This is a genomic window from Colwellia sp. 20A7, assembly GCF_009832865.1.
Taxonomy (GTDB): Bacteria; Pseudomonadota; Gammaproteobacteria; order Enterobacterales; family Alteromonadaceae; genus Colwellia.
Genome location: NZ_CP047130.1, coordinates 3,247,567 through 3,269,358, shown reverse-complemented (window position 1 = coordinate 3,269,358; position 21,792 = coordinate 3,247,567). Strand labels below are relative to the sequence as shown.

The window sequence follows — 21,792 nt, the reverse complement described above, 5'->3', positions numbered from 1 at the left end:
CAGGCGAGAATGAAAAGCCTATCGATATTTTTTTAGTTACTTAAATATCTATTAATTCGAGGAAATTAAGATTATTCGCTGACATATTATGAATGTTGGTGAAATGGTTGGATTTAAGCCGAGTTAAAGTCGTTATGTCGACATAACATAAAATTAAATAACTAACGTCTTATGGTGTGGTGTTATGCGCTATCCAAACAGGCTCGTGCATTGCTTATTCCATGTGTACGTTGCAAACCGACATGCTCGCTAAACTCGCATAAATGCTCAACGGTACCTACTGCACCCGTAAAGATACCTTCAAAATTAGTGGTCAGTTTTAACCAACTTTCATCACTGATATGCAGCCTTGTTAGAATGCTTGCGGTTTTACTGTTAATAGCACCAGGTTTATCATCACGAAGTACACGCCCTGTTTCATCCACTAAGGTGAGATAGTCTTTTAAGTTAAAGCATAAGCCTGTTCTTTTGTCTTTGTGTTCATTGTCTGTAAAGGGCAATAACGAGGCTGGTTGTTGACCTTTTATCGCCGCTTTTATCCGTAGTTTAATACTGGTGAAGTTAGATTGCTCTGGTGTGGCTGCAATACCAGCGCGCACAGGGTTTAAATCAACATACGCCATGCATGACAATATTGCACCTTCATCTAACAATGCTTGCGATTTAAAACGCCCTTCCCAGAAGTGACCTGTACACTTATCTTCTTGATTTGCTTTTCGAGCAATTGGCTCATTAAGCGAGCGCATAAACCAACTGATATCAATAAGGCGGCTCCTATAGATATCTTCCGTGCTTTTGACCATGGTCAGTTGAAATTTATCAAGCGATTGTTTCATTTGATATTGTTGAGTTAGTAGTGTGCCTTTAAATAACTTGTGCCAACGTTGTAGTACCTCAGCTGTTGTCCAGCCTTTAGCTTGTTCACTATCTACATGTAATACGAGGTGTAAATGATTATGCATCACGGCATGTGCGCAAATGTCGATGGCAAACACGTTCGCTAATTGAAATGTTCGTTTCTCAATCCAGGCTCGCCTATGCTCGTAACTAACACCTGTTTCCTTGTCTATCCCACACAAAAAAGCCTTTCGTACCGTGCGACTGCAAATATGATAATACGGCGTATCGGATAAACTAATTTGTTGCGAACGTGGCTTAGGCATAATAATCACCAGATTTAATCAAGGTAAATCAAGTGTAGTTTATGGTTTGAATTTCATCCACGTTAAAATGGGTGGCTTGATAAGTTGGCTCTAGAGGTAAGAGAAGTGAAGGAATAGCTTTTCAGTCATTGTTAGCTATGGATTTTACCCAAGTTAATGATTTATATATTGACTTTGATAACGAAAATTCATCTATAAAAGGCCCTTTAGGGCTTATTATAAAAGATTGTGGGGATAATGGAGAAACGCTCAAAGTTATTGAGAATACTATTCATCCAGATACAACAATAATTAAAAAGTAGAATAATAAGTTGATAGCGAGATAACTACTTATGACTAAGTACTTTTAACAAATAAGAGGTTTCACAATAGTTGTTCATTATTTATAATATTATTATCGTTGTTCAACATGAATTAAATAATGAAAAATAAATTATTAGTTTGGGATCTTCCTGTTAGGCTATTTCATTGGTCTCTTGTTACTTCACTTTTTGCTGCTTGGTATACATCAGATGGCGAACGAAACTTAATAGATTGGCATTTAAAAATTGGCTATTTTATTTTAGGTTTGATCATATTTCGCATAATATGGGGGATATTTGGCACTCGCTATGCAAAGTTCGCTCAATTTATTCCCAATAAAAAATCGCTTTTATACTATTTAAAAAACTTCAAACAAGAAAAAAATTATACTACTGTTGGCCATAATCCACTTGGCGGACTAATGGTCGTGTTTATGTTGACGTCAGTTTTATCACAAGCGGTTAGTGGATTATTCATGAATGACGATATTTTTACCTCAGGACCTTACTATTCAAGTGCGAGTAGTTCGATTCAAAGTATTATGTCATTAATACATCATAATGTTTTTGATATTATTATTGCTGTATCTGTATTACATATAGCGGCTGCTTTTTATTACTTACTTGTGAAAAAAGCAAACTTGATTGTGCCAATGATCACTGGGTATAAACAAAGTGATGGTACTGAAAATACCAAAGGTATTAAATCTTCTAGATTATTTTTAGCGCTAGTTATTATTCTAGGTGTAGCCGTATTTTTGTATTGGTTGTTAGTCTTGAATGTACCAGTGGAAGAAGAATTTTATTATTAGTACAAACAAAAAGGCCTGAATAACAAAATAAATGTTACTCAGGCCTCATATAGCTATATTAGCCTATATCTTTACAGGACAGGCTTGATGTTATTCTTCTCTAAAGTTATCGTGACATCCGCCGCATGTCTTTCCTACACCGCCAATAGCTGCTTTAATTGCAGACTCATCACCTGATGTAGATACTTTAACAAGCTTTTCAGATGCTACTGTTAAATCATTAATTCTTTTTTCAAAGGCTTCACGTTTAGTCCAAACGTCTGGTAAAGCTGTAGTGTCGACTTTATAAGCGCTTGTATCAGTACTTGTGTAATCAGCGATCATGAATGATAACTGATTAATACGAATTGAGTTTTTTTCCACAATTTTTGCATCAAATGGGATTTTTCCCTTAGCCATAGCACCTAATGCGCCCATATTTGCTCCAAGCATAGTGAATACGGCATGGCGTAAGTCGTTAGCTTTGTTAGCGTGCTTTTCAGACGTTGCTGGTGTGGCAATAGCACTATTGGTTGCAAAAACAAGTGCGCATACAGTGATGATTTTTGTTGAAGCTAATTTCATGGTTTATCCTCTCTATGAATTAAGAATAAACTTTACCATTAAAGTCACCAGGAGTTAATACCAGTTTCATTAATTAAGCGAACAATTTTATAAGTAGAAAAAATGGCCAAATAGAAGGCATTTATTTCAATAACTAGTTGTTCTAATTATTAAATAAATAACGATGTTGTTGATGATTTTAGCAAGTAGGAATGAGCACATAGTTAGTGAGATTGGTATAACTATAATATAAGTGAAAATAAGGTAAAATAATGGAGTAAGAATAATGGAAATTAAAATTGAAAAATTGAAAATTTAAGAAGTTATATTTTATAAAAGTATATTTTTATTTAATAAGATAATATTAATTATTAGCTGAAACTATTAATTGATAAATAAGGGGAGTGATTATTATACTCAGTATTATAATAAAAGAGTATTAGAGTGATATAAATAGTATATCACTATCTTAAAGATGGTACCCGGAGCCGGACTTGAACCGGCACGCTTTTCGGCGAGGGATTTTAAATCCCTTGTGTCTACCAATTCCACCACCCGGGCATTATATCTTTCGATAAGGGGAGTATTTTTATAGTAGGTTGGTACCTACTCTTTATAATATTATTTGTCATTGCTGACAGGTAACTTACCATAATATTATAAAAGTTTGGAGCGGCTAACGAGACTCGAACTCGTGACATTCACGTTGGCAACGTGATGCTCTACCAGCTGAGCTACAGCCGCTTCATTAAACTATTACATTTTACTTTTAAAACTTACTTTTAAAACAAAAATTGGAGCGGCTAACGAGACTCGAACTCGTGACATTCACGTTGGCAACGTGATGCTCTACCAGCTGAGCTACAGCCGCTTCACTTTGTTTTCACATTCATTTCGTTAAAAATGAGCGCGCATTCTAGCGTATCTAATTTACTTTGCCAAGTATAAAACACACTTTTTTTACTTTTTTTTACTCTCAACATCTGTTGATGAAATGGTACCCGGAGCCGGACTTGAACCGGCACGCTTTTCGGCGAGGGATTTTAAATCCCTTGTGTCTACCAATTCCACCACCCGGGCACAATGGAGGCGGGTCCCGGAGTCGAACCGAGGTCCACGGATTTGCAATCCGCTGCATAGCCATTCTGCCAACCCGCCATTTTATCAACACGAGTCGAGGTGTAATCCTTTGGAACTTAACTTTTATCAAGTTAAAGATTGGAGCGGCTAACGAGACTCGAACTCGTGACATTCACGTTGGCAACGTGATGCTCTACCAGCTGAGCTACAGCCGCTTCATCTGTTGACTCCCTGTCAACGAAAACGCATTCTACAGCGTATTAAGTTACAGTCAACTAATAAATAACTTTTTTAATTCGACTGCTCAAAAAGCAGCTAATTTGATGCTATAGCAATCAAAAGTAATCAAAAGCAACCAAACTATTATCTTTTTAGCTCAGGCCAAGCTGCTTTAAAGTAACTTACTAAGGTTGAAATAGTTAAAATAGTGGCAATCGCATAGAAAAAGTATGCGGCATAATTGATAACTTCATGCGGTAAATAAAATAAAATTAACGGAATGTCGTAATCTGGTCGCCATATTAACCCCATAATCCCCAACATTTGAGCTGCAGTTTTATATTTCCCCATATCAGACACGGCAATAACGTCGCGTTTGCCACGAGATGACATGAATTCTCTTAAAGCACTAATAAAAATTTCACGCGCAATCATAATTATTGCTGGAATAGCGATTAACCAATTCTGATAGTCTTGTACTATCATGACTAAAGCTGCTACTACCATCAATTTATCGGCTACGGGGTCAATAAAAGCACCAAAAGCTGAGGATTGATTTAATTTTCGTGCTAAATACCCATCTAATGCGTCGCTAACTGAAGCCGTCCAAAACACTACAAAGGCACCAAAGTGGCTCCAAGATAAAGGTAAATAGAAAATAATAAGGAAAACGGGAATCAAAATGATCCGAAATAAGGTTATTTGGTTGGGTAATGTCCACATAGTTTTTATTTTAGTTAAAGATTTAACAGCAAAAGTTCTGAGTTTTATTCTACACAGTATCCGTAGTTAGATATAGTCACTTATTGTGTAAAGCATCATAAATATTTTGGGCAAGTACGATACTAATACCCGGAACTTTTTCTAATTCACTCACATCAGCTTTATTTACTTCCTGAATTCCACCTAAGTGGGCAAGAAGTGCTTGGCGTTTCTTCGCGCCAATTCCTTCAATAGTTTCTAATACTGACTTCTTAGCCGCTTTCTGTCTTTTGGCTCTATGGCCTGTAATTGCAAAGCGGTGTGATTCATCACGTATATGTTGTACCAGGTGTAAAGCAGGTGAGGTACCAGGTAATGATATTAATTGGTGAGAGCCTGCTAGTATTAATGTTTCTAAGCCTGGTTTTCTAGATTCACCTTTAGCTACGCCAACAAGCAAAGGAATTCTTTCAAGCGATTGTTCTGAACTTAATTGTGCAAAAAATTCTTCAGCTTTTGCTAATTGACCCTTACCGCCATCAATAAAAACGATGTCGGGTAACTTCTTTAATGCTTCAATATCGGTTGATTTTATTTTTCCATAACGTTTATTTAAGGCAAAAGCCATTGCAGCGTAATCATCACCCGGTGTAATACCATAGACATTATATCGACGATAATCAGATTTAAGTGGACCTTCTTGGTTAAAAACAACGTTGGATGCTACTGTTTGCTGCCCCATGGTGTGGCTAATATCAAAACATTCTATTCGGTTAATACCATTTGGTAATTCAAAAACTTCATTTAAAGCGGCAAATCTAGCTTGCATCGATTCTTTGTGGCTGTTTCTTGTAATCAAAGCCGTTTGTGCATTGGTCGCGGCTAGTTTTAAGTATTGTCTGCGCTCTGATCTGATTTTTGTTGATATTTTAACTTCATGTTCAGATTGTTTTGATAATAATACTGCTATTTCTGTAAGTTGCTCAAAATCACAAGGAGCTATAATTTCTTTCGGGATCATCCCTTCGTTTGTTCCACTACCGAGTTCATTTCCTAAATAATGTTGACCAATAAATGCTTGTATAACTTCTTCGTCACTCGTGTCATTAGGCACAGCAGGGAAGTAGCTTTTACTGCCCAATATTTTATGGTCTCGAATACAAAGTAAATGAATACAAACTTGGGTTTTAAGCCGAAATAAACCAATAACATCCATTTCTGCTGCTATACCACTAACATATTGTTGTTGTTGTACTTTACGTAATGTAGTTATTTGATCTCTATATTTAGCCGCTTGTTCGAAATCTAACTGACTGCTAGATAACTCCATTTTTTCAACAAGCTGCTCAATAACCAATGAGCTTTTTCCTTTTAAAAATAGTTTGGCTAAGTCAACTTGCTGTTGGTAGTTTTCTTCAGATATTTTGTCAACACAAGGAGCTAAACAACGTCCCAATTGATATTGCAAACAAGGTCGTGATCTTGCTCTATAATAACTATCTTCACATTGTCGAATAGGAAAGATCTTTTGCATTAAGCGTAGACTCTCCCAAACGGCACCTACCGTAGGGTAGGGACCAAAATAATCACCCTTAGTACGTTTTCCTCCGCGATGTAGGCCAAGTTTAGGGTGTTTATGGTGAGTAATTAATAGATATGGGTAAGACTTATCATCTCTAAGTAAAATATTATATTTAGGCTGATATTTTTTAATATAATTATTTTCAAGAATTAATGCTTCGCCTTCTGTATGAGTAACAGTGACGTCTATGGCGCAAATTTGATTAACTAATGCTTTTGTTTTTACCGAACCTACATCTTTACGAAAATAACTGCTCAAACGTTTTTTAAGATGCTTTGCTTTGCCAACATAAATAACTGTTTGCGCAGCGTTATACATCCGATAAACACCAGCTTGCTCTGTAACTGAGTTTAAAAAGGCTTCACTATCGAAATTTTGAGTTGGTTTTGTGGTATCTATGTTTGGCAAAATTATAATTTTTCTGTATTTATCATGCCGTGACGAATAGCTAAATGTGTTAATTCAACATCATTACCGACATTTAATTTGTCAAACATTCTATAGCGGTAACTATTAATTGTTTTAGGGCTTAAGTGCAAATGTTCAGATATATCAGGTACTTTTTCACCACGAGTTATCATTAACATTATCTGTAATTCGCGATCAGATAGTTCGCTAAAAGGATTTTCGTCTTTTGTTTTAAATGGACTTAAAGCCATTTGTTGGGCTATTTCAGGGGGTAAATAACGTTGACCACTATTTACCGCTCGAATAGCTTTAATCATTTCATTTGGTCCTGCACCTTTAGTTAAATAACCAGCAGCACCAATTTTCATAACCTTGGTTGGAAAGGGATCTTCAGTGTGAGCGGTAAGAATTATTATTTTAACTTCTGGTGCGAGACGTAGAATCTTTTTCGTCGCTTCTAATCCACCCATGCCCGGCATGTCCATATCCATTAAAATAACGTCAGGTTCAGTCATACGACAAAATTTTATCGCGTCTTCACCTGTTTCACATTCATCAATAACCTTAAAACCTTTAACTTCGTTTAGTATTTTGTTAATACCAGTACGTACTAGTTCATGGTCGTCAACTAATAATATATTTATCAATGGAATCTGCCTTTATAACTCGTTATTTTTTAGCCAACTATTCAGTAAGCCAATTTGCCCATTTTTATAGGCGGCATAAGTTAAGCGAACTGCGTTGCTTAAAATGATGCTATCAGACCAGTTAGTTTGCTCAGCAATTAACTGGTAACATACTCTAGCTTCGGGAGATAAGTATCCACGCATCTCTTGCTTACCACGTTCTTTCTGTCTTTCTCGGTAGCGTTTTTGTTTTTCGGCATTAGTCATAGCCTTTTTCTTATTTTTAACGGTATCGTTCATATTTATCTCGATGCGTTTATAAAATTTTTACAACTAGCTGCTATGTTACCCTGACCGTTATATTTTGCAATACGATAGTGAAAGCTAATATGTCTAAATACTTGTAAAATTTTGGAATATCAACTTGTATCGGGGTAATTAGTATGTGAAATAACGATATTATCATCATTAAAGCTACTTTTTTCACTGTTCGGAGTTGTTTAGTGTACAAGTGTTCGCTAAAGTAACGCTCAAGAAATATTACATCCCTAGTAAACAACTTCATATAGGTCAAAATACTTATGGCAATGGCACAACAAAGTTCGTACAACAAAGCAGATTTAGTTAAAGCAGGTACTGGTGAAATGTTCGGTGAAGGTAATTCACAACTTCCTTCAGACAATATGCTTATGATGGATCGTGTTATCAATATTACTGAAGAAGGTGGTGAGTTTGGTAAAGGTTTTATTGAAGCCGAATTAGATATTTCACCTGACTTATGGTTTTTTGATTGCCATTTTAAAGGTGATCCCGTTATGCCAGGATGTTTAGGTTTAGATGCAATGTGGCAATTAGTTGGCTTTTTCTTAGCGTGGACTGGTGGTCCAGGTAAAGGGAGAGCGTTAGGTGTAGGTGAAGTTAAATTTACCGGACAAATCTTACCAACGGCAAAAAAAGTAACATTTAGAATTGATTTTAAGCGTGTTATCAAACGTAAATTATATATGGGCTTAGCTGACGGTACTGTTAGTGTTGATGGTCGTGAAATATATTTCGCTAAAGATTTAAAAGTAGGCTTATTTACTGATACAAGTAAGTTCTAATTATTTATTAAGTTTGGTTAGCACGTTGTATAACGAGTTAACCAAATTTAACTTTCTTTGACTTGAGTTAAGCATAAAAAGTAATAACAATTCTGTCATATTAGACAAAATTCTCTTCTTAATTTAGTTTTATATTTAATTATCTACTGAATTAAATTCAACTACCTCAATAATCAATAATCAATAATCAATAATCAATAATCAATAATCAATAACTACCTTTGTTTCCTACATTCGCTTGTTCATCATCTTGTATGACCGGAGCATTAAATGGAATGTGGAAGTTTTCAGATAATTCAAAATCGCCATCGGCTGAAACGAGTTTGTCGTTTTCGAATTTCATAGTGAAATTCTTTTGCGTATCTAATTTTTCACTACGGCCTGATTTAAAGCGGTAAACATAGTTCCAAGTATCTTTATCAAAAGAATCAACTAAAACAGGACTTCCTAAAACAAATTTAACCTGTTCCTTAGTCATACCGACTTGTATTTTGTCTATGCTTTTTTGCTCAAGGTAGTTACCTTGAGGGATATCAATACGATATACCCAACTTGAACAAGCAGAAAGTGATAGGGCTATGGCAATAATTGAGGTGCGAAACAACATGAAATTTTACTTTCCTTAAATATAAATCAATACAATTAAAAATTAATGCATTAAGTGCAAGCAGTGATAATAACGAAGCAAGGCCTGAGATACAAAGCTATTTTTCATAAATTTGCTATCTGTATCGCTAATTAACTTGCTTCTGTATCGCTAATTAACTTGCTAATAACTCTTGTGCGTTAGCTAAACTGTGCTCAGTTATTTTATTACCTGCAAGTAATCGCGCTATTTCTTGGATGCGACTTTGCTCACTTAGTTCCGTTATTTTTGTTTCAGTGTGCTCGCCATCGGTTAGTTTACTAACAAAGTACTGTTGATGTCCTTTACATGCCACTTGTGGAAGGTGGGTTACACATATTACTTGGGTATTATTCGCGAGTTGCTGTAATTTGCTACCTACCATTGCTGCTGTAGGGCCACTTATACCAACATCTACCTCATCAAAAATTAGGGTAGGGGTAATCACTTTATCGGCTAATATAACTTGCATGGCTAAACTGATACGAGATAACTCGCCACCAGAAGCTACTTTACTCATTGCTTCTAATGCCTGGCCAGGGTTTATACTGACTTGAAAATCAATTTTGTCTATACCATTGGCGGATATATTGGTGACATTGTTACTATGTGACTCAATAGCAATATGAAATTTACCATGTGGCATGTTCAGCTCTTGCATGCTTTTGCTAATATCTTTACTTAATTTTTTAGCCGCTTTTTTTCTTGACGAGGTTAACACTAAGGCACAGTCTTGGTAGTTTTGCTCTGTTTTGACTAGCTCTTCAATCACAGCATTAATTCTTGTTTCATCATTAGAGATATCAGTTAATTCTTGGGTGAGTGACTGATGAAAACTAACTAGATGTTCAGGGGATAAACTATGTTTTTTGGCTAGTTGTAAAGCTGTAGAGTATCGATCTTCAATTATCGCGTATGCTTGTGGATCTAATTCAAGCTCTTGATAATAATGTTTAAGATCTGCAGAAGCCTCTTCGACTTGAAGAAAAGAGTCGTTAAGAATAGTTGCAATATTTTTCAGCCTATTATCTAAGCGGGCTAGTGCGGCTATGCTATCACTACAATGACGTAAGGAGTCAAGTACGTTAAAACTTTCGTCGTCGGCAAGTGTTTGTAGTGATTGTAGGGTTGTATCAAGTAAGTCTTGGGCATTAGCATGGCGTTTATAATCGCTTTCTAATGTTTCAAATTCACCATCTTGTAAGGAAAACTCATTTAGTTCATTTACTTGATATTGAAGAAGTTGCTGTTGAGCTTCACGTTGTTGCTTACTTTGCTGTAATACATTTAATTCTTTATTTAATTTATGCCATTGTTGATAATAATGTTTTACTTCGTCTAGTGCTGGTTGATGATCGGCATATTCGTCGAGTAACTTACATTGTTGGCTTGATTTCACTATTAATTGGTGATCATGTTGTCCATGAATATTTATCAGTAATTGACCCACTTCTTTAAGCTGCACTAACGGGACTTGGCTACCATTAATATAAGCTTTAGAACGGCCTTCAGCAGAAATTACACGGCGAAGAATACACTCGTTACTTGATTCCAATAACAGATCATGAATAGTCAGCCATTGCTGTGCACTTTTATTCTTTTGTATGTCAAAGGTTGCAGCAAGTTCCGCTTTTTTGCAATTAGGACGAACAACATTACTGGTGGCTCTGTCACCTAAACATAAACCTAAGGCATCTATTGCGATAGATTTACCTGCGCCTGTTTCACCTGTAATAGTTGTCATGCCAGATTGCCAATCGATATCGAGTGATTTAACAATGGCGAAGTTTTGAATGTTTAGTTGTAAAAGCATAATGTGAACTCTCACTTTACTGTATAAATGTATAGTTGTTAATTTATACAGTAATTTATGGTTTTGCAAGTAACTTAGAAAAATTTAGTAGGTTTTTTATAAAATAATTCACGCTATAGAACAATGAATAAGTAATCACTAACGAGTAATTACTTGTATGCATGCTAATTAGCTTTAATAAAGCTTATTACCCCAGCCTAGTTTATTTCGTAATACGTTGAAGTAATCGTGGTTGAGAGGGTGTACTAAACGTATGGTTTGAGGGCTTTTTTTAATAATAACCTCGTCACCGGGCATAACAGCTAAAATCACGTGGCCATCGCAACTGACTTGTAAACTTTCTTGATTTTCATTTGCAAGTATAAGCTTTATTTCACTATCACCATCGACCACAATCGGTCGACTAGTAAGGGTATGAGGAAACATAGGCACTAAAGATAAAGCATTTAAATTTGGTGTTAATATAGGGCCACCAGCAGACATAGAGTAAGCTGTTGAACCTGTAGGTGTAGAAATAATTAAACCATCAGAGCGTTGACTAAACATAAATGAATTATCAATATGAACTTCAAATTCAATCATGCTAGCAACTTTGCCAGCATGTAAAACAGCTTCATTTACTGCACTGTTTGAACTTTTAAGTTTACCATGTCGGTAAACTTCAGCTTCAATTATAAAACGTTGTTCATAGCGGGATTTACCATTTAGAATCTCTTCTAATGGAGGGATTATGTCATCAGGCGATAAATCAGTTAAAAAACCTAAATTCCCTCGGTTTACGCCAATTACGCCTATGTCAAAGCATGCTAAAACTCTAGCGGCGCCTAACATGTAGCCATCACCACCCACAACAATAGCAAGATCTGCCTTATTGCCAATTTCGGTGAGAGAACATTCATGCATATCAGCAATTTCGACAGAATTGGCAACCGATGTTTCTACTAAAACTTCGTATTTATTTTCAAGTAAATAGTCGTGTAATACAGCTATTGTAGAGCTTGCACCTTGATGATTGGGCTTACCAATAAGCCCAATTGTTTTATATAGTTGAGCCATAACAATTATTTCGTATTTAATATCTTTAGAAGAAGTTTCCCTTTATTTGCATAGCTTGTAAAGTTTGTATTTGATAAAATGCCCTTAATTAGTTGCTATAAAGGCTTGAATAGCGAAAGCTTGACCCCATAATTAGCATTATTGCATTTTCATTATTGTAAAATTACTAAGATTTAATTGGAGTTTTTTATGACTACAGAGTCTACAAAGTCAGAAGCACAGCAGTCTGCTGAGTCTTCTATAGAAGAGTTATCGCCAGAGCAGTTAGCTGAAGAGATTGTTCAGCAAGCAGAAGCACAAGTTGAAGAACAGCATGAACATACTCACGAGGTAATAAGTGCTGAACAAGAACGTATTAATGAATTAGAGCTTGCCTTAGCTGCAGCTCAAGGAACGGTTATCGATCAGAAAGATTCAGTAATTCGAGCGAAAGCAGAAGTTGATAATATTCGTCGTAGATCCGCACAAGATGTTGATAAAGCGAAAAAGTTTGCTTTAGAGAAGTTTGCTAGTGAGATGCTTGTCACTGTTGATAATTTAGAACGTGCTTTACAAAACATCGATAAAGAAGATGAAAGTAAAGCGGCCGTTATTGAAGGTGTTGAACTAACTCTTCAAGGTTTAACGTCTTCATTAGAAAAATTTGGTGTGAAATCAGTTGATCCACAAGATCAACCTTTTAATCCTGAATTACATCAAGCAATGTCTATGCAAGAAGTACCTGGCGTAGCGCCTAATACGGTTATTGCAGTAATGCAAAAAGGCTATGAACTTAATGGCCGTTTAATTCGTCCTGCGATGGTTATGGTTTCTAAAGCCGCACCTAGCGTTGATGAATCTGTTTAATTACTAAAATACATCTATTTTTAAATTAAATATTTTATGCGTTTATAAAAACCAGGCAATTTGTCTGGTTTTTTTGTCTTAATACTATTCTCGTCTTAGTGCTACTTTAATCTTAGTTCTATATTAGTTGATACAGTATAATACCAATCTCACAAACTATGTGATCATTTCTACTTGATAAAATCACCAACTACATCGTTATTTATTTAATAATTAGAGCAACTAGTTATTGAAATAAATGCTTTGTATTTGGCAATTTTTTCTACGTATAAAATTGTTCACCTAATTAATGAGACTGGCATAAGACAACACATAAATCATTATTTTAAATAAAATGCATTTATTTACAAAATTTCTATTGAAAAGTATTTTCCTACCCCCATTTAATATTTCAACAACAGATTAATTAAGATTTTGTTCTCACAGGAGAGCAAAACATAATAGATAGGAGCTTCCCTCATGGGTAAAATCATTGGTATTGACTTAGGTACAACTAACTCTTGTGTTGCTGTTTTAGACGGCGATAAAGTTCGTGTAATTGAAAATGCAGAAGGTGATCGTACAACGCCTTCAATTATTGCATACACTGAAGAAGGCGAAACATTAGTAGGTCAACCTGCTAAGCGTCAATCAGTGACTAATCCAAAAAACACATTGTTTGCAATTAAACGTTTAATCGGTCGTCGTTTTGAAGACGAAGAAGTACAACGTGATATTAAAATAATGCCATTTGGTATTGTTAAAGCTGACAATGGTGATGCTTGGGTTACAGCACGTGATAAAAACGTTGCTCCTCCACAAGTATCTGCTGAAGTTCTTAAGAAAATGAAGAAAACAGCTGAAGACTATTTAGGTGAAGAAGTAACTGAAGCAGTAATTACTGTTCCTGCTTACTTTAATGATTCACAACGTCAAGCAACGAAAGATGCTGGCCGTATTGCAGGACTTGATGTTAAACGTATTATCAATGAACCTACTGCTGCTGCACTTGCTTACGGCATGGACAAAAAAGAAGGCGACAAAGTTGTTGCTGTATACGATTTAGGTGGTGGTACATTCGATATCTCAATTATTGAAATTGATGAAGTTGATGGCGAGCACACTTTTGAAGTATTAGCGACTAACGGTGATACGCATTTAGGTGGTGAAGATTTCGATAACCGTTTAATTAACTATCTTGTTGCTGAATTCAAAAAAGACCAAGGTATGGACTTAACCACTGATCCTTTAGCAATGCAACGTTTAAAAGAAGCGGCAGAAAAAGCTAAATGTGAACTTTCTTCAGCACAACAAACTGATGTTAACTTACCTTACATCACTGCTGATGGTTCAGGTCCTAAGCACATGAACATTAAAGTGACTCGTGCTAAATTAGAATCATTAGTTGAAGATATGGTTAAAGCTACTTTAGAGCCGCTTAAACAAGCACTTAAAGATGCAGACTTATCAGTAAGTGACGTAAACGACGTTATCTTAGTTGGTGGTCAGTCTCGTATGCCTATGGTTCAAAAAGCAGTAACTGATTTCTTTGGTAAAGAGCCACGTAAAGATGTTAACCCTGATGAAGCAGTAGCTTCTGGTGCAGCAATTCAAGCGGGTGTTCTTTCAGGTGATGTAACTGACGTTCTTTTATTAGACGTTACGCCATTATCATTAGGTATTGAGACTATGGGTGGTGTGATGACTAAAGTTATCGACAAAAACACAACTATCCCAACTAAACAATCTCAAACATTCTCAACAGCTGATGATAACCAAGCTGCGGTAACTGTACATGTTGTTCAAGGTGAGCGTAAGCAAGCTTCTGCTAACAAATCACTTGGTCAATTTAACCTTGAAGGTATTGATGCAGCACCACGTGGTACGCCACAAATCGAAGTAACTTTCGATATCGATGCTGATGGTATTTTACATGTTACAGCTAAAGATAAGAACACAGGTAAAGAGCAAAAGATTACGATTAAAGCATCAAGTGGTTTATCTGATGAAGAAGTTGAACAAATGGTAAATGACGCAGAAGCAAATGCTGATGCCGATGCTAAATTTGAAGAATTAGTTCAAACTCGTAATCAAGCTGATGGTATGGTTCACGCTACTCGCAAGCAAGTTGAAGAAGCTGGCGATGAGTTACCTGCTGAAGATAAAGAGAAAATTGAAACAGCAATTTCTGAACTTGAAGGAGTTCTTAAAGGTGAAGATAAAGAAGCAATTGATGCTAAATCTCAAGCGCTTATGGAAGCTTCAGCTAAATTAATGGAAATTGCACAAGCGAAACAACAAGCACAAGGTTCGCCTGAAGGCGCTGCTTCAGATGCTGAAGGCTCTGATTCTGCAGACGATGTTGTTGATGCAGAGTTTGAAGAAGTGAAGGACGACAAGTAGTCGTTAGCTTACTCAGATTGAAGTAAAATTAAAGCGCTGGCCTATCCCCAGCGCTTCTTACGTTAAAGCGTATGTTAATTTAAGTGCAAACAAAAGAAGTTATTTATGTCAAAACGTGATTATTATGCAGTGCTTGAAGTATCAAAAGATGCTAGTGAGCGCGATATCAAAAAATCCTATAAAAAATTAGCGATGAAATATCATCCTGATAGAAATAAGGGTGATAAAGAAAAAGAAGAAACCTTTAAAGAAATCCAAGAAGCGTACGAAGTGATAAAAGATGATCAAAAACGTGCTGCTTATGATCAATATGGCCATGCTGCTTTTGAACAAGGTGGACATGGTGGTGGTCATCACGGCGGTGGTCAAGGTGACTTTGGTGATGCATTTGGTGATATTTTTGGTGATATCTTCGGTGGTGGTCGCGGTCGAGGCGGTCGTCAATCTCGTGCACAACGAGGTTCTGATTTACGCTACAACGTAGAGTTAAACCTTGAAGATGCAGTTAAAGGTAAAGATTTAGAAATTAAAGTACCTACTTTTGTTGCTTGTGAACCTTGTGATGGTTCAGGTGCTAAAAAAGGGACTTCAGCTAAAACGTGTACAACTTGTCATGGTCATGGACAAGTACAAATGCGTCAAGGGTTGTTTGCCGTACAACAAACTTGTCCAACGTGTAGTGGTAAAGGTAAAGTTATTTCTGATCCTTGTACTTCATGTCGCGGTCAAGGCCGAGTTGAAAAAACTAAAACGCTTTCTGTTAAAATACCACCAGGTGTTGATACCGGAGATAGAATTCGTTTATCTGGTGAAGGTGAAGCTGGTGAACATGGCGCACCCGCAGGTGATCTTTATGTACAAGTTAATGTACGTGATCATGAGATATTCGTGCGTGATGAAAACCATTTATATTGTGAAGTACCTATTAGTTTTGTTACTGCGGCGCTTGGTGGTGAAATTGAAGTACCAACACTAGGTGGCAAGGTTAAATTAAAAGTACCAAAAGAAACACAAACGGGCAAAATGTTCCGTTTACGCGGTAAAGGTGTTAAGTCTGTTCGTAGTTCAACAACGGGCGATTTAATGTGTAAAGTGGTACTAGAAACACCGGTAAATTTATCAGGTGATCAATCAGATTTATTACGTCAATTAGAAGAAAAAATGGGTAAAAGCAGTAAAAAGCATAGCCCAAAAGAAACAGGCTTCTTTGATGGTGTAAAAAAATTCTTTGATGACTTAAAAAGCTAAAGTAAGTATTTGAAAGGGAGAGCGCTATTTTTTTGAAAGTAGCCTTTTCCTACTCATAATATAGTGATCAGATAACTTCGAATCATTAAAATAAAAACCACAAGAAGCTTCTTCTTGTGGTTTTTTTTAGCTAAGATTTATTGCTTGCTGTTATCTTTATTAGTGTTTAGCTCGTAAACGAAAAAAGCTTAACGTTATAATCATCAATAAAGTGATAAAAGAGAAACTACCACCACCGTAAACTTCTACCACTTCAATATAAGTGTCGTCATAGTTATTACTTTCTAATGGTAAAGCATATAAGGCGTTGGTGTCGTCTGAACTATAGGTAGCAACAATATCGGGATAACCAACCTGATATAAATCAATTAACACATCATAATAGTCAGTTGAGTAACCAGATAAAAAAGTGGTTATAACTTCATATTCGTCTAGATCAGACTCTCCTTCAATAAGAAAAGTATCAGTAGTATAGTAGTGCTTCCATGGTTTACCATTTTTACTTAGGTATAACAAAGCATAAACTTCACCTAGCTGGTGCTGTGTATAGCTATATATATCAGCGTCAAAAACCACACTAAAAGTTTGATAGAAGCCGTCATTATCAAAATCATCAAGTAAAAAGCTTGTTGCAGCATAAATTGTAAAGTCGGCGTCGTAATAAGAGCTACGATTTTGTAGCATTTTATTTTTACTCGATTTGTTCATTAAAACACTATTGTTATTTTGAATTTCTTCTCTTGTTTTCGATGTTGCTTTGTTATTAAGTTGATCTGGCGTGTTAGTAAATCTATTAACGTCAATTATTTGCTGGCGTAGTTCATCATTAAAATTGTTTTTAAATGATCCTTGAGAAACAGAATGGCTTGGCAATGCAGAATCCTCTAAATCATTAGCATTAGCTTGTGTGGACAATAATATACTCGTAAAGGTTAATAGTAATAGCTTGATTGCGTAGCCCGATTTAGTTTTATGTATTTTATGAAGCATAATTTATCCTTGCGATATTTGTTTATGTTGTTATTAAAGCGCAATCAAGATGAATGTAAGCTGAATGATTTATCACGTTTTAGAAGCTTTATTTTATATTTTGATATCAGGTGAGTACGTTCAGCTTATATTCAGTTGCTAAGGAGTATTATTTTAAATAAGCTATGGTTAATACTGAAATACACTAGTACTTGGAACAATAATGAAATTTGCTTTACCCTGTTTTTTTCTTCTTTCTATAACTCTATCCATGAGTACATTTGCACATGGAAGTTTTACTGCTAACAACTATGCGATTAAAGCTAATCAGCAAGCACATAAGCAACAGTTAAGAGTAACGAGTAGTCAGCAAGCAGCGCAAATGGCTAAAAGTCGATTTGGTGGTAAAGTGCTTAAAGTACAAAAACAAAAATCGTCTTATCGCATTAAATTAATTAAAAACAATGGTCATATAATCTCAGTTTCTGTTGATGCTAAAACTGGCAATGTAAGTGGTGGTAATTAATATGCGATTATTACTAATTGAAGACGATTTAGCCTTACAACAAAATTTATATAAGCATTTGATTGATGCTAATTATTTAGTTGATGTTGCCAGCGATGGGCAAACTGGCTTATTTCAAGGCCAAGAATACCCTTACGATGCTGCAATTATAGATATTGGCTTACCAATTATAGATGGTATTAGTGTCATTAAAGCATTGCGAGAAAACGATATTAGCTTTCCTATTTTAGTATTAACAGCAAGAGACAGTTGGCAAGATAAAGTATCAGGGTTAGATGCGGGTGCAGATGATTATTTAACTAAGCCTTTTCAAACAGAAGAATTATTTGCACGTTTAAATGCGTTAATTCGACGTTCAGCTGGTCAGGCAAGCCCACTAATCACGAATGGTGAACTAACATTAAATACAAAAAGCTTACAAGTTGAAGTGAATAATCAAGCGATAAAACTGAGTAGTTCAGAATATAAACTATTAGAATATATGATGTTGCACCTTGATGAAGTGACTTCGAAAGCAAAACTCACTGAGCATATTTATGATCAAGACTTCGATCTTGATTCTAACGTTATTGAAGTTTTTATCAGACGTTTAAGAAAAAAACTCGACCCTACAGGCGAATATGGCTTTATCGAAACGCTTCGAGGCCACGGTTATAAATTAAAGCGATTAGACGTTAAATGAATTCTTTAAAGGTTCGGTTATTATTAAGTACATTAGTAATGACAGTGATCATGCTACCTATTATTGGTTTTACATTAAGTAATGCCTTTGAGCGACAATTAATGTCGGGGAGTCAAAACGAATTAAAAGCTTATAGTTATTCTATTTTGACTGTAGCTGAGGTAGAAAATAATCAATTAGTCATGCCAGAACTCTTATTGGAAAACCAATTTAATGTGAGCCAATCAGGCTTGTATGCAATAGTAACATCTAGCAATGATTTAACTACGTTAGCAGAAAACACAACAGATAATATGCCATTATGGCAGTCACAATCTTTGCTAACCTTATCCTTACCCGCATTATTACCATCGCCTATTGTTGGAGAAACGTTGTTTTCTACCATCAATTTAGAAGGTAGTAGTCATTTACTTTTTAGTTTTAGTGTTAGTTTTTTTAATAACGGACAAGAGTTTCCTGTAACTCTTCATATTATTAAAGATCAAGAAAATATGCTGATTGCACTCAATGATTTTAGGCATAAACTTTGGGGATGGCTATTATTACTAATCGTCGTGTTTGTCTCTGTTCAAATCATTGGCTTATTGTGGACTCTGAAACCATTGAGACAATTAACCTATGAGCTTGAGCGTATTGAAAAAGGCCAGCAGAAATCATTAAGCGGTTATTACCCACTTGAATTACAGAAGGTGGTGAAACAATTAAACACTTTATTAGTAACAGAAGAAAATCAACGGACGCGTTATCGTAATGCTTTATCTGATTTAGCCCATAGCCTGAAAACCCCGCTTGCAGTCATGCAAAGTGAAAAAGAAATCTCAGCTAATACAAATGTTCAACTACAGAAAATTAACCAAATTATTGAATATCAGCTGAAAAGAGCGCAAAGTGCGGGACAGTCTTCATGGCATTTAGGGATTGGAGTGAAACAAGTCGCTGAAAAACTGGTGAAAACTTTAAGTAAATTATATAGAGACAACCATTTATCTTTCACGCTTGATGTTAATGAGTCGGCCATCTTTAAAGGCGATGAAGGTGATTTAATGGAGATTTTAGGTAATATATTAGACAACGCCTGTAAAGCCGCTAAAAGTAAGATAGCAATTAAGGTTTTAAACGAAAATGAAAAATTAACCATAGAAGTTTCTGATGATGGTGAAGGTATCAATCAATCACAGCAGGCTATTATTTTATCGCGAGGAGGTCGAGCTGATACCTATCAAGCAGGACATGGTATTGGTTTAGCAATTGTTAATGATCTTGTGAGTAGCTATCGAGGTCAATTGTTTATCAGTAAATCACCTACACTTGGTGGTGCTACTTTTACACTGGTGTTTGATATATCGACCTAGTATTTATTTATTCAGCTTGCGTTCAGTTTGGTCAAGGTATGCTTACTACTTAAGATCAGTAAAAAGGATAAAAATGATGAAAACCTTTATTTTGTTATTAAGTTTTATATTAAGTGCGCCAGTGAGTTTAAGCGCATTTTCACAGCAAAATTATCAATTAGATGAGCAAGAACAATCACAAATAAGTGAAGCTGAGTTAGCGCAAATGTTAGCGCCGATAGCTCTATATCCTGACAGCTTGTTAACTCATATATTGATATCGTCAACATATCCAATTGAAGTTATCAAAGCACAGCGGTGGTTAGAAAATAATGCAGGCTTAAATGCTGCTCAAATTGCTCAAGTAATTGAAAGTTTTGATTGGGATCCTAGTGTTAAAGCATTAGTGCCTTTTGAACAAATACTGAATCATTTAAGTGAAGACTTAACATGGATGCAGCTATTAGGTGATACTTTCTTAGAAGATGAAACAAGGGTCTTAGAAAGTATTCAAACGCTTAGGGAAAAAGCTAAACTTGCTGGCAATCTCAGTAAAATGAATAATATGGAAGTCAGTTATGAAGACAGTAATATTATAATTGAACCTATAAAAAAAGAAGTTGTGTATGTTCCTTATTATGACACACGTATGGTTTATGGTACTTGGCATTGGTCGTCATATCCACCTGTCTACTGGCGTCCTTCTTTTCATGTTTCTGTGAATCGCCATAATCCTTTTTATTGGCATTCGGGTGTTCATATTTCGTTTAATTATTTCTTTAGTACTTTTCAGTGGAATAAACGTCATGTACTTGTTGTAAACCCATATAAGTCTCATCATTATCGTAAGCCTAGTGCCATTTCAAGAGGAGGTAACGCTAAACGTTGGGTTCATCAACCAATACATCGAAAAGGCGTTGCTTACAGAAGTAAGGCTACGGGTAAAAAATATTATAGTAATAAAGTGAGAGTGCATAACACGAAAAAATCAGAGCGACATGTTCAAAGTCAACTTAAGCAAAAGAAAGTTGTGCAACGTAATGTTAATCCATCTAATAAAAACATCCAAAAAGTGACAACTAAGCAACGTCAAACTAGCCATCATAAAGAGCGTAGTACAACAAAAACGGTGAAAAAAAATAATCATTCTGTGAAGAGTAGGGTGCAGCACAATGCACCTTCAAAAGCACATCGTGGCAAAGAGTCAAAAGCTAACAAGTAATATAGTGAACTAATGTAGTATTACTTTCATTATTGAAATATTAAAGCATTATAACTAATTACTATAATGCTTTAGTTTGTTTGAAAATTTGGTAGTACACCACTACGACTATGCTCAAAAACAAGTGAAGTTTCTACCGTAGTAACTTCGTCTCTTGAGGTTATATTTTTAAAGACAAATTGGCGTAAATGTTCACTATCTTGAACTGACATATGAATGTAGTAATCATAACTACCACCCATATGGTAAAGATTCAATATTTCAGGATATTTTAATAAGTCATCTCTAAACTGATTTACAATTTGCTCTGAATAAGGCTGTAGACGAATAGCTGCAATTGCTTCAATATTACCACCAATAGTATTTAAGTTGACATCAATATAAGCACCTTTTATAACGCCATTTTGCCTTAAACGTTTTACACGCTCTAAACACGTTGAAGGTGCAATTCCTATTTTTTCAGCTAATTCTTTATTAGTAATATCTGCATCATTATATAAAATAGTTAATACTTGTAAATCGATGTTGTCCAGCTTCTTCATTTATCACCTG

Annotated in this window: 21 protein-coding genes and 6 tRNA genes; 10 read left to right on the top strand and 17 right to left on the bottom strand. The window is 35.6% G+C overall.

All coding sequences use genetic code 11. The features are described 5' to 3' along the window. Window positions 1-182 precede the first annotated feature (182 nt). Entirely contained in the window at window positions 183-1,163 is a 981-nt protein-coding gene (locus GQS55_RS14075; RefSeq protein WP_159821113.1) for a transposase, read from the bottom strand. Window positions 1,164-1,291: 128 nt separating this feature from the next. Between GQS55_RS14075 and GQS55_RS14070 the strand changes: the two genes are divergently transcribed. Continuing rightward, a complete protein-coding gene (locus tag GQS55_RS14070) occupies window positions 1,292-1,465 on the top strand; it encodes a hypothetical protein (RefSeq protein ID WP_159821112.1) in 174 nt (57 codons plus the stop codon). 119 nt (window positions 1,466-1,584) lie between these two features. Beyond that, on the top strand, window positions 1,585-2,277 hold the full coding sequence (locus GQS55_RS14065) for a cytochrome b/b6 domain-containing protein (RefSeq protein ID WP_159821111.1): 693 nt from the start codon (window positions 1,585-1,587) through the stop codon (window positions 2,275-2,277). A 90-nt stretch (window positions 2,278-2,367) separates the two neighbouring features. On the opposite strand, the gene GQS55_RS14060 is transcribed toward GQS55_RS14065, so the two are convergent. From GQS55_RS14060 to GQS55_RS14010, 11 genes are all read right to left on the bottom strand, one after another. Further along, window positions 2,368-2,841 carry a c-type cytochrome gene (locus tag GQS55_RS14060; RefSeq protein WP_159821110.1) on the bottom strand — a complete coding sequence of 158 codons (474 nt, stop codon included), beginning with the start codon at window positions 2,839-2,841 and terminating at the stop codon, window positions 2,368-2,370. A 455-nt stretch (window positions 2,842-3,296) separates the two neighbouring features. After that, a tRNA-Leu gene (locus GQS55_RS14055) sits at window positions 3,297-3,381 on the bottom strand. A 107-nt stretch (window positions 3,382-3,488) separates the two neighbouring features. Further along, window positions 3,489-3,564: transfer RNA gene (locus tag GQS55_RS14050), tRNA-Gly, on the bottom strand. A 51-nt stretch (window positions 3,565-3,615) separates the two neighbouring features. Further along, window positions 3,616-3,691, bottom strand: a tRNA-Gly gene (locus GQS55_RS14045). 124 nt (window positions 3,692-3,815) lie between these two features. Then, a tRNA-Leu gene (locus GQS55_RS14040) sits at window positions 3,816-3,900 on the bottom strand. A gap of 4 nt (window positions 3,901-3,904) precedes the next feature. Further along, window positions 3,905-3,978, bottom strand: a tRNA-Cys gene (locus tag GQS55_RS14035). 61 nt (window positions 3,979-4,039) lie between these two features. Further along, window positions 4,040-4,115: transfer RNA gene (locus GQS55_RS14030), tRNA-Gly, on the bottom strand. Window positions 4,116-4,263: 148 nt separating this feature from the next. Continuing rightward, the gene (pgsA, locus tag GQS55_RS14025; RefSeq protein ID WP_159821109.1) at window positions 4,264-4,842 is read right to left on the bottom strand and encodes a CDP-diacylglycerol--glycerol-3-phosphate 3-phosphatidyltransferase; all 579 of its coding nucleotides are present in this window, start codon (window positions 4,840-4,842) and stop codon (window positions 4,264-4,266) included. 76 nt (window positions 4,843-4,918) lie between these two features. Beyond that, complete coding sequence (gene uvrC, locus GQS55_RS14020; protein WP_268892404.1) at window positions 4,919-6,811, bottom strand: excinuclease ABC subunit UvrC; 1,893 nt, start codon at window positions 6,809-6,811, stop codon at window positions 4,919-4,921. Between the two features lie 2 nt (window positions 6,812-6,813). Further along, window positions 6,814-7,458, bottom strand: coding sequence for a UvrY/SirA/GacA family response regulator transcription factor (uvrY, locus tag GQS55_RS14015; RefSeq protein WP_159821108.1), 645 nt, complete (start codon window positions 7,456-7,458; stop codon window positions 6,814-6,816). Window positions 7,459-7,470: 12 nt separating this feature from the next. After that, on the bottom strand, window positions 7,471-7,737 hold the full coding sequence (locus tag GQS55_RS14010; protein WP_159821107.1) for a hypothetical protein: 267 nt from the start codon (window positions 7,735-7,737) through the stop codon (window positions 7,471-7,473). Between the two features lie 287 nt (window positions 7,738-8,024). Here GQS55_RS14010 and fabA point away from each other — a divergent pair, with 287 nt between their 5' ends. Continuing rightward, on the top strand, window positions 8,025-8,540 hold the full coding sequence (fabA, locus tag GQS55_RS14005; RefSeq protein WP_159822858.1) for a bifunctional 3-hydroxydecanoyl-ACP dehydratase/trans-2-decenoyl-ACP isomerase: 516 nt from the start codon (window positions 8,025-8,027) through the stop codon (window positions 8,538-8,540). A 208-nt stretch (window positions 8,541-8,748) separates the two neighbouring features. Here the strand turns inward: fabA and GQS55_RS14000 are convergent, their stop codons facing one another. The 3 genes from GQS55_RS14000 to nadK form a co-directional block, all read right to left on the bottom strand. Then, window positions 8,749-9,147: an outer membrane protein assembly factor BamE gene (locus tag GQS55_RS14000; RefSeq protein ID WP_159821106.1), complete on the bottom strand. Its 399-nt coding sequence runs from the start codon at window positions 9,145-9,147 to the stop codon at window positions 8,749-8,751. 154 nt (window positions 9,148-9,301) lie between these two features. Further along, entirely contained in the window at window positions 9,302-10,978 is a 1,677-nt protein-coding gene (gene recN, locus GQS55_RS13995) for a DNA repair protein RecN (protein ID WP_159821105.1), read from the bottom strand. Between the two features lie 174 nt (window positions 10,979-11,152). Then, on the bottom strand, window positions 11,153-12,034 hold the full coding sequence (gene nadK / locus GQS55_RS13990) for an NAD(+) kinase (protein ID WP_159821104.1): 882 nt from the start codon (window positions 12,032-12,034) through the stop codon (window positions 11,153-11,155). A 189-nt stretch (window positions 12,035-12,223) separates the two neighbouring features. On the opposite strand from nadK, the gene grpE reads away from it, so the two are divergent. The 3 genes from grpE to dnaJ all read left to right on the top strand — a co-directional run bounded on the left by grpE (window position 12,224) and on the right by dnaJ (window position 16,510). Further along, window positions 12,224-12,880, top strand: a complete 657-nt coding sequence (gene grpE / locus GQS55_RS13985; RefSeq protein ID WP_159821103.1) for a nucleotide exchange factor GrpE — start codon at window positions 12,224-12,226, stop codon at window positions 12,878-12,880. 459 nt (window positions 12,881-13,339) lie between these two features. Next, entirely contained in the window at window positions 13,340-15,262 is a 1,923-nt protein-coding gene (gene dnaK, locus GQS55_RS13980; protein WP_159821102.1) for a molecular chaperone DnaK, read from the top strand. Between the two features lie 105 nt (window positions 15,263-15,367). Further along, window positions 15,368-16,510: a molecular chaperone DnaJ gene (gene dnaJ, locus GQS55_RS13975; RefSeq protein WP_159821101.1), complete on the top strand. Its 1,143-nt coding sequence runs from the start codon at window positions 15,368-15,370 to the stop codon at window positions 16,508-16,510. A gap of 159 nt (window positions 16,511-16,669) precedes the next feature. Here the strand turns inward: dnaJ and GQS55_RS13970 are convergent, their stop codons facing one another. Further along, window positions 16,670-17,500 carry a choice-of-anchor H family protein gene (locus GQS55_RS13970; RefSeq protein ID WP_159821100.1) on the bottom strand — a complete coding sequence of 277 codons (831 nt, stop codon included), beginning with the start codon at window positions 17,498-17,500 and terminating at the stop codon, window positions 16,670-16,672. Window positions 17,501-17,702: 202 nt separating this feature from the next. On the opposite strand from GQS55_RS13970, the gene GQS55_RS13965 reads away from it, so the two are divergent. The 4 genes from GQS55_RS13965 to GQS55_RS13950 all read left to right on the top strand — a co-directional run bounded on the left by GQS55_RS13965 (window position 17,703) and on the right by GQS55_RS13950 (window position 21,240). Further along, window positions 17,703-18,005, top strand: coding sequence for a PepSY domain-containing protein (locus GQS55_RS13965; protein WP_236559645.1), 303 nt, complete (start codon window positions 17,703-17,705; stop codon window positions 18,003-18,005). A 1-nt stretch (window position 18,006) separates the two neighbouring features. Continuing rightward, window positions 18,007-18,687, top strand: coding sequence for a response regulator transcription factor (locus GQS55_RS13960; RefSeq protein ID WP_159821099.1), 681 nt, complete (start codon window positions 18,007-18,009; stop codon window positions 18,685-18,687). After that, complete coding sequence (locus GQS55_RS13955; protein WP_159821098.1) at window positions 18,684-20,039, top strand: ATP-binding protein; 1,356 nt, start codon at window positions 18,684-18,686, stop codon at window positions 20,037-20,039. Before GQS55_RS13960 ends, GQS55_RS13955 begins: the two co-directional genes overlap by 4 nt. A 73-nt stretch (window positions 20,040-20,112) precedes the next feature. Further along, window positions 20,113-21,240, top strand: a complete 1,128-nt coding sequence (locus tag GQS55_RS13950) for a DUF3300 domain-containing protein (protein ID WP_159821097.1) — start codon at window positions 20,113-20,115, stop codon at window positions 21,238-21,240. Between the two features lie 71 nt (window positions 21,241-21,311). On the opposite strand, the gene GQS55_RS13945 is transcribed toward GQS55_RS13950, so the two are convergent. Continuing rightward, window positions 21,312-21,782 carry an Lrp/AsnC family transcriptional regulator gene (locus GQS55_RS13945; protein ID WP_159821096.1) on the bottom strand — a complete coding sequence of 157 codons (471 nt, stop codon included), beginning with the start codon at window positions 21,780-21,782 and terminating at the stop codon, window positions 21,312-21,314. Between the last annotated feature and the right edge of the window lie 10 nt (window positions 21,783-21,792).

Bases quoted from the DNA above. Each gene is read 5' to 3' on its own strand.
- nadK (WP_159821104.1), bottom strand. From the start codon at position 12,034: ATGGCTCAACTATATAAAACAATTGGGCTTATTGGTAAGCCCAATCAT.
- dnaK (WP_159821102.1), top strand. From the start codon at position 13,340: ATGGGTAAAATCATTGGTATTGACTTAGGTACAACTAACTCTTGTGTT.
- GQS55_RS14060 (WP_159821110.1), bottom strand. From the start codon at position 2,841: ATGAAATTAGCTTCAACAAAAATCATCACTGTATGCGCACTTGTTTTT.
- grpE (WP_159821103.1), top strand. From the start codon at position 12,224: ATGACTACAGAGTCTACAAAGTCAGAAGCACAGCAGTCTGCTGAGTCT.
- GQS55_RS13970 (WP_159821100.1), bottom strand. From the start codon at position 17,500: ATGCTTCATAAAATACATAAAACTAAATCGGGCTACGCAATCAAGCTA.
- GQS55_RS13960 (WP_159821099.1), top strand. From the start codon at position 18,007: ATGCGATTATTACTAATTGAAGACGATTTAGCCTTACAACAAAATTTA.
- GQS55_RS13965 (WP_236559645.1), top strand. From the start codon at position 17,703: ATGAAATTTGCTTTACCCTGTTTTTTTCTTCTTTCTATAACTCTATCC.
- GQS55_RS13950 (WP_159821097.1), top strand. From the start codon at position 20,113: ATGATGAAAACCTTTATTTTGTTATTAAGTTTTATATTAAGTGCGCCA.
- dnaJ (WP_159821101.1), top strand. From the start codon at position 15,368: ATGTCAAAACGTGATTATTATGCAGTGCTTGAAGTATCAAAAGATGCT.
- GQS55_RS14000 (WP_159821106.1), bottom strand. From the start codon at position 9,147: ATGTTGTTTCGCACCTCAATTATTGCCATAGCCCTATCACTTTCTGCT.
- GQS55_RS14010 (WP_159821107.1), bottom strand. From the start codon at position 7,737: ATGAACGATACCGTTAAAAATAAGAAAAAGGCTATGACTAATGCCGAA.
- fabA (WP_159822858.1), top strand. From the start codon at position 8,025: ATGGCACAACAAAGTTCGTACAACAAAGCAGATTTAGTTAAAGCAGGT.
- GQS55_RS14075 (WP_159821113.1), bottom strand. From the start codon at position 1,163: ATGCCTAAGCCACGTTCGCAACAAATTAGTTTATCCGATACGCCGTAT.
- GQS55_RS14065 (WP_159821111.1), top strand. From the start codon at position 1,585: ATGAAAAATAAATTATTAGTTTGGGATCTTCCTGTTAGGCTATTTCAT.
- GQS55_RS13955 (WP_159821098.1), top strand. From the start codon at position 18,684: ATGAATTCTTTAAAGGTTCGGTTATTATTAAGTACATTAGTAATGACA.
- pgsA (WP_159821109.1), bottom strand. From the start codon at position 4,842: ATGTGGACATTACCCAACCAAATAACCTTATTTCGGATCATTTTGATT.
- GQS55_RS13945 (WP_159821096.1), bottom strand. From the start codon at position 21,782: ATGAAGAAGCTGGACAACATCGATTTACAAGTATTAACTATTTTATAT.
- recN (WP_159821105.1), bottom strand. From the start codon at position 10,978: ATGCTTTTACAACTAAACATTCAAAACTTCGCCATTGTTAAATCACTC.